The following is a 6,820-nucleotide window of genomic DNA, read 5'->3' on the forward strand; positions in this document are numbered from 1 at the left end:
CCCAAGTCTTTAGATATAGCAACCAAATGAATGGTATTTTTAGCTTTAAAAAATATTTTTAATTTGTTTATTCTTTTTTCAATGCTACTAATACTGGATGGTGATTTACCCTGTTTTTTTAACAGGTAACTTATTTCATCTTGAGTAAGCCCTTGTGATAAATTGCGTATTAGTTCTATATCAAAGTCCTCAATTTCAAAAAAAACATCATCCTTAAGTATTTGGCTTAGTTTTGGTGAAATATATACACTTTGTTTTTTGGAAAGCGCATCTATTGCTTCTATAAGTTCCAGTGTGCTTTCACGGCCTTTTGTGACATAAGAGTTTATTTTATATTCATCAAAAAGCTGTTTAATTCTATAAGGTCTGTTTTCTATAGAGTAAACAATAATGTTTATATCAGGCTGTTCGTGCTTAATACTTTTTATAAGCTGTTCACCTGTTGTTATTTTAGATTCCCTGTGATCTTCAATAAACGAAAGGTCAGTAATTACCAAATCATAAGGAGCTTCTTCAATAATCCCTTTCTTGATTTTTAAAAAAGCCTCGTCGCAATATTTGGAACTGGTTATGTTAACATTGTATTTTTCCTTAAGGGCTGTACTAATCCCAAGGTTTACACTGTCTATATCTTCTATTATTAGGATTTTTTTGAACATAAAGGTCATGAGGGGTAACTTAATGTCAGGCTTAGTCCCTTGCCTGGCTTTGGTTCAAAAATAACTTTACCATTTATAGAAACCATACGGTTTTCCACATTCAACAGTCCATTTTTGGTACTATTTGGGTTATTTGTTAATCCTTTTCCGTTGTCAGAGTAACTAATGGATATCCTACTTCCTTTATGCTTAAATTGTATGACTACTACAGAGGCATTGCTGTGTTTCCTCATGTTTATCATTAATTCCTGTAAGGCTCTGTAAGCAGCTATTTTTTTTGACTCACATACTTTAATCCAGTTGATGCTGTCAATGTCTTTTATGATAATATTAACTTCGGGGGTTCGATACTCGTTTAGCATCAGTTTAAGTTGTTTTTTGTAGCCGTTTCCGGTGTCAATGTTGTTTATTTCCCTGGAAAGGTTTCTACTTTTGTTATAAATAAAGTCGAGGTCAGAGAGTAACTTTTCTTTGTATTCAGGGGTGTTCAGGTCTTTTACAGAGGCATAGCAAAGTATGTTGTATAGCTCATTTGCTATTTCGTCATGAACTTTTTTAGCCAGTTTTGTTTCAGTTTCATACCCCGACATTATTTTCTGTTTTTTGAGCTTATCCTTAAAAAGTGAAAAAAGCGAAATAATAAGGATAGCCATAAAAATCACAGCTATGAGCAGTATTTTGGTTATTGGGTACTGAAATGACAGTGTGGGTAATGTATATTGGAACAATGACAAATGGGTATAGAAATCCCATAGGGCTGTTTTTACCCATAAATGATGTTCGGTAAGGTGTGAAACAGCCTCATGGGCTGTTTGCAAAAATTGCTTAATCATCTAATGATTGAATTAAATTAATAATGGCTTTAAGGTCAGACTGCCATTTTTATTAATTCACCCGTATCGCTCTACACGGGACGTTATTACAGTGATTTTAGCTAGTTTTTTTGTAATAAGTCAATCAAAATTCAGATGTAAAGAACAACTTAACTGTTGGGTATTTTTGCTGCGTCATTTGAATGGAGAAATCAGAGTCGGCCAAAAATACGAGCTGTCCGTACTTGTCTTTAGCAAGGAACTTCTGTTTAATCCTTTTAAATTCGGCAAATTCTTCATTCTTAGAGTCTTCCGGCTTTACCCAACACGCTTTAAACGCCGGGAAGTTCTCATAAGAACATTTTGCACCATATTCGTGCTCTAGCCTGTACTGTATAACCTCATACTGAAGTGCACCTACAGTACCAATTACTTTACGATTGTTCATCTCCAGGGTAAATAACTGTGCTACCCCTTCGTCCATTAGCTGGTCAATACCTTTTTCCAGCTGTTTGGCTTTCATCGGGTCGGCATTATTAATATACCTAAAATGCTCAGGAGAGAAGCTAGGTATCCCTTTAAAGTTCATTATTTCGCCTTCGGTAAGGGTGTCACCAATCTTAAAGTTTCCTGTATCGTGAAGTCCTACTATATCACCGGGGTAAGAAATATCTACAATCTCTTTTTTCTCGGCAAAAAATGCATTTGGACTTGAGAATTTTAATTTTTTATCTAATCGTACATGAAGGTACGGTTTATTTCTTTCAAATGTACCCGAAACAATTTTAATAAATGCAAGTCTGTCCCTGTGTTTAGGATCCATGTTGGCGTGTATTTTAAATACAAAGCCGGAGAATTTCTCTTCATTGGAGCTAACCGTTCTGGTGTCAGAATCTTTAGCCCTAGGTGACGGAGCGATTTCTATAAAGCAGTCTAAAAGCTCTCTAACACCAAAGTTGTTTAATGCCGAACCAAAAAATACAGGTTGTAGTTTACCTTCAAGGTAAGCCTGCCTGTCGAACGATGGATATACCTCATCAATAAGTTCCAGTTCCTCCCTAAGTCTTGTTGCAGGAGCTTCTCCTACAATTTTTTCAAGTTCAGGGTTATTTATGTCTGAAAAAGCAATTGTTTCTTCTATGTTTTTACGGCTGTCTCCGCTAAAAAGGTTGATGTTCTTTTCCCAAATGTTGTATATCCCCTGGAAATCGTATCCCATACCAATAGGGAAACTAAGTGGTGTAACGGTTAATCCCAGTTTTTGTTCCACTTCGTCCATAAGGTCAAAGGCATCTTTACCTTCACGGTCAAGTTTGTTAATGAAAACCAGCATAGGGATGTTTCTCATTCGGCAAACCTCAACCAGTTTTTCTGTTTGTTCCTCAACCCCTTTTGCAACGTCAATTACCACAATAACGCTATCTACAGCGGTAAGTGTTCTAAAGGTGTCTTCGGCAAAATCCTTGTGACCTGGGGTATCAAGAATGTTTATTTTTTTGTCTTTGTAGTTAAATGCCAAAACAGAGGTAGCAACAGATATACCTCTTTGTCTTTCAATCTCCATAAAGTCGCTGGTTGCGCCTTTTTTAATCTTGTTGCTTTTTACGGCTCCGGCTTCCTGTATAGCACCACCAAAAAGAAGTAGCTTTTCGGTAAGTGTTGTTTTACCCGCATCGGGGTGTGAAATAATTCCAAAAGTCCGTCTTCTCTCAATTTCTGTTTTAAAGCTCATTATCGTTTACCTCGAATTTCATTAAAATCTACACTGCAAAAATAGCTTTTATACGCAAAAAACAGAATTAAAACGCTTTGCATTTCGTCGATAAAATAATGTAGTTCGTCGACACTTTTGCGATATTGATAACACATCTCTTTCGTTCTTGAGATTGTAGGTAATTTAATATCAGTTTTTAGGAATATTGTTGAATTAATACTAATATTTTATGATATTGAATATTACCCCAAACCAATTAAAAACCCTCACTTTTTTCTTTGTTTTTGCGTTTTTCTCGCTTTCTCAGGAAACACAGGCGCAAACGAGGGTATATGCCAATTCGGCTACTGTATCAAACGCATCGCATGTTGATAATCCTGCAAATGCTTATGATAGTAATTTGACAACTTTTGCCAATGTTAAGGCAAATGCCGGCTTAGCTGCCGGTCTAGGTGCGTATAACGGATATATTGAACTACAGTTTCCAAGTACACTTCCGGCAAATACTACATCTTACGTAAAAATTGAGACGGAAGATGATTTACTTAATGCTCTTCTGGGAGGTAATTTAGGCGGATTACTGGCAGATGTACTGGGAGTAGTATTAACAGGTAGTCAGGAGTTTACTGTGCAGGCAAAAAATAATACTACTGTTGTTTTGCAGGGTGACAGTTTTGATGATGGAGAGTTTGCTACAGACAGGATGAGGATAATAGTTGATGATGCCGGAGATTTTTATGTCATGATTACTCCAAACCAAGCCTATAATAGAATTAGAATAACAAACAGAACAGGTTCATTACTAGGTTTAGGTGCTCAAAAAAACTTATCAGTTTATGAGGCTTATTATGTTGAAGATCCTGCAAACTGTGGTACAGCAGCTTTTACTTCTTTTAGCGGATCGGGTTTAACACTTGATTTAATAAATCTTGGAGGTGCAGGAGTTGAAAACCCTGAATTTGCTATAGATTCTGATGAAGGTACTTTCTCTACTTTAAGTATGGGAGTTTTAGGCGTTGCGGCTTCCATAGAGCAAACCGTTTATTTTGAGGGAGAGTCTGTATCAAGTGATGAGTTTACCATGCAAATAAGGTTAACCCAAACATTACTCGACGCAAATGTAGCTAACAGTATAAGTGTACAGTCTTATAATGGTGCTACACTGGTGCAGGATGTAAGTCTTTCTACACTTTTAACTCTAAACTTATTGAGTCTTAACGGAGGTGAAATCACTTCAATACCTTTAACACCGGGAGCACCTATAGACAGGATAACATTAACGTTTGAGTCGTTAATAGGATTATCTGTTTCTCAAAACCTTGACTTCTTTGGTGTTGTGAGAACAGCGGCCAGACCGGAAATAACAGACCCCGATACACTGGATGCCCAGGGATGTGAAGGCAGTACTATAGATTTATTTGCTGATACTGATGTAGCAAATGAACTTAGATGGTATGATGCAGAAGAAGATGGTAACTTACTTGCAACAGTAGCTGCCGGAGATGCATTTACCACACCAACACTTACTACAGATGTTACTTATTATGTGGCAGCGGCAAGAATAGGCTGTCCGGAAGAATCGTTAAGAATAGAGGTAGATGTTACAGTAAATAGTGTAGCTACACCAACAGGTGATGCTGCTCAGTCATTCTGCTCCTATGGTGGAGCAACTGTTGGTGACTTGGTAGTAAACGAGTCTAATGTTGTGTTCTATGATGCTGACACGGCAGGGAACCAATATCTTGACACCGATGCTTTAACAGACGGTACTATTTATTATGCAGCCATTCAGGATGCCGTTACAGGTTGTGAGAGTGCAACAAGGTTTGCTATTACAGTAACTCTTGATGATTTGTGTGATGTAACGCTTAACGTAAAAGTGCTTTTACAGGGGGCTCTTTATGATACTGCTGGCGGTGTAATGAGAGATGATTTACGAACTCAGGGACTAATACCGGTAAATCAGCCGTATGATGAATCAATGGATGCAAGATTTACTCATGTAGGCGGAGGTAGCGAAACAACAACAACTACAATAATCAATACAAATGCAGGAACATCAGATGCTATAGTTGACTGGGTTTTTATTGAAATAAGAGATACACCTACTAATGTATTCAAAACCGTATCGGCACTTCTGCAAAGAGACGGGGATGTTATAGCTTCAGACGGAGGTCCGCTTGTAGTTAGCGGTTTGCCGGAAACCTTCTATATCTCGGTAAAACATAGAAACCACTTTGGAGCTATGGGGTTAAATATGCTAACAGTGCTTAATAGTGAAGTGACTATAGATTTTACTACAATAGACGATGCCGATTTATACAGCCTTTCAGGATTTACAGGGAGTAACGCAATGGTAACAGTCAATAGTGTTAAGGCGCTTTATAGCGGAAATGCTAATTATGATGACCATGTAAAATATGATGGTGCAGCTAACGACAGGCAGGTGCTTGCCAGCCAGGTACTTAATCATGCATCAAATGTTAATCAGGTACTAAACTTTTCAAGTGCAACAGGATATTTCTCGGGAGATGTGAATATGGATGGTAAGGTGCTTTATGACGGTGCAAATAATGAAAGGGTTATAATTCAGAATATAATTCTAACCTATCCCTTAAACACTAACGGATTAAGTAATTATAACGGTATGATAGAGCAGATACCACAATAATACTGGGCTAAATTTTTCATCGTCATTCCCTAACCTAACCATTGCACGCTATGAAAATTTTAAAACTAAGAATAATAATACTTTTTACAATGCTAATAAGTACTACATATTTTTATGGACAAAACATCGAGTTTACTATTAAATTCGATGAGGCTTCCTGTACATATGGAGTATATGCCACCCCTGATTTTACTAATCCTGCCTTTATATTTGCGGGTGGTAGTCAAATCTCTATTGTGGTACCTGCCAGTGTTGATAACACCACGTTGGATATTGCAACAAATACTTACGGATGGGCCGACAGTTCTCAAATATATGCCCCGGCAGCAGATACATCGAGTGATTTTCACGGAGTATCGGCAAATGGTGGGGTTGTCAGTTTTACCACAGGAGTAGAATTATTACTGTTTAGTTTTGAACTTCCTAACAGTGCCTGTTGTGCGCCGGGAGTAAGGTTATTTGATAACGCAACCGATCCGCAATCAACAGATTCCGGTATGGGTGGAGGAGACTTTAATAACTATTTTGCAGATGCCCTTTTGTTTACTGATTACTACAATGGTAATTATGATAATTCTATAAGCATACCGGCTCCAACCGGAGACGCTGCACAGGCTTTCTGTTCTATTGACAGTCCAACAGTGTCGAGCTTAGTAACTAATGAAGCTGATGTGGTTTGGTACAATCAGTCTTCAGGAGGTACGGCTTATGCCGGTACAGATAACTTAGTAAGCGGTGCTGTTTACTATGGGGCACTGGAACCGGGAAGTTGTGTAAGCTCAAGCCGACTGGCAGTGACGGTTACTTTAAATACTACAGCAGCCCCAACAGGAGATGCTGTCCAAAACTTCTGTTCACAGGATAGTCCTACAGTGGGTGATCTTGTAACAGTTGAAGGCAGTACAACCTGGTATAATCAGGCAAGTGGCGGTACGGCTTATGCTGGTACAGATACTCTTAGCGA

Annotated in this window: 5 protein-coding genes; 2 read left to right on the forward strand and 3 right to left on the reverse strand. The window is 38.0% G+C overall.

Annotated features, from left to right (window positions below; genetic code table 11):
- The 3 genes from GN157_RS15175 to GN157_RS15185 all read right to left on the reverse strand — a co-directional run.
- Window positions 1-659, reverse strand: a 659-nt coding sequence (locus GN157_RS15175) for a response regulator transcription factor (RefSeq protein ID WP_157484353.1), incomplete at its 3' end; no start/stop codon positions are given.
- Window positions 660-664: 5 nt separating this feature from the next.
- Window positions 665-1,492 carry a sensor histidine kinase gene (locus tag GN157_RS15180; RefSeq protein WP_157484354.1) on the reverse strand — a complete coding sequence of 276 codons (828 nt, stop codon included), beginning with the start codon at window positions 1,490-1,492 and terminating at the stop codon, window positions 665-667.
- Between the two features lie 124 nt (window positions 1,493-1,616).
- Window positions 1,617-3,203, reverse strand: coding sequence for a peptide chain release factor 3 (locus tag GN157_RS15185; protein WP_157484355.1), 1,587 nt, complete (start codon window positions 3,201-3,203; stop codon window positions 1,617-1,619).
- A gap of 211 nt (window positions 3,204-3,414) precedes the next feature.
- On the opposite strand from GN157_RS15185, the gene GN157_RS15190 reads away from it, so the two are divergent.
- Together GN157_RS15190 and GN157_RS15195 are read left to right on the forward strand one after the other, a co-directional pair.
- Window positions 3,415-5,856 (forward strand): immunoglobulin domain-containing protein, encoded by a 2,442-nt coding sequence (locus tag GN157_RS15190; protein ID WP_157484356.1) that lies wholly within the window; start codon window positions 3,415-3,417, stop codon window positions 5,854-5,856.
- Between the two features lie 50 nt (window positions 5,857-5,906).
- Window positions 5,907-6,820: immunoglobulin domain-containing protein (locus tag GN157_RS15195; RefSeq protein ID WP_157484357.1), on the forward strand; the 914-nt coding region annotated here is incomplete at its 3' end.

Source organism: Flavobacterium rakeshii, from assembly GCF_009741375.1.
Classification (GTDB): Bacteria; Bacteroidota; Bacteroidia; order Flavobacteriales; family Flavobacteriaceae; genus Flavobacterium; species Flavobacterium rakeshii.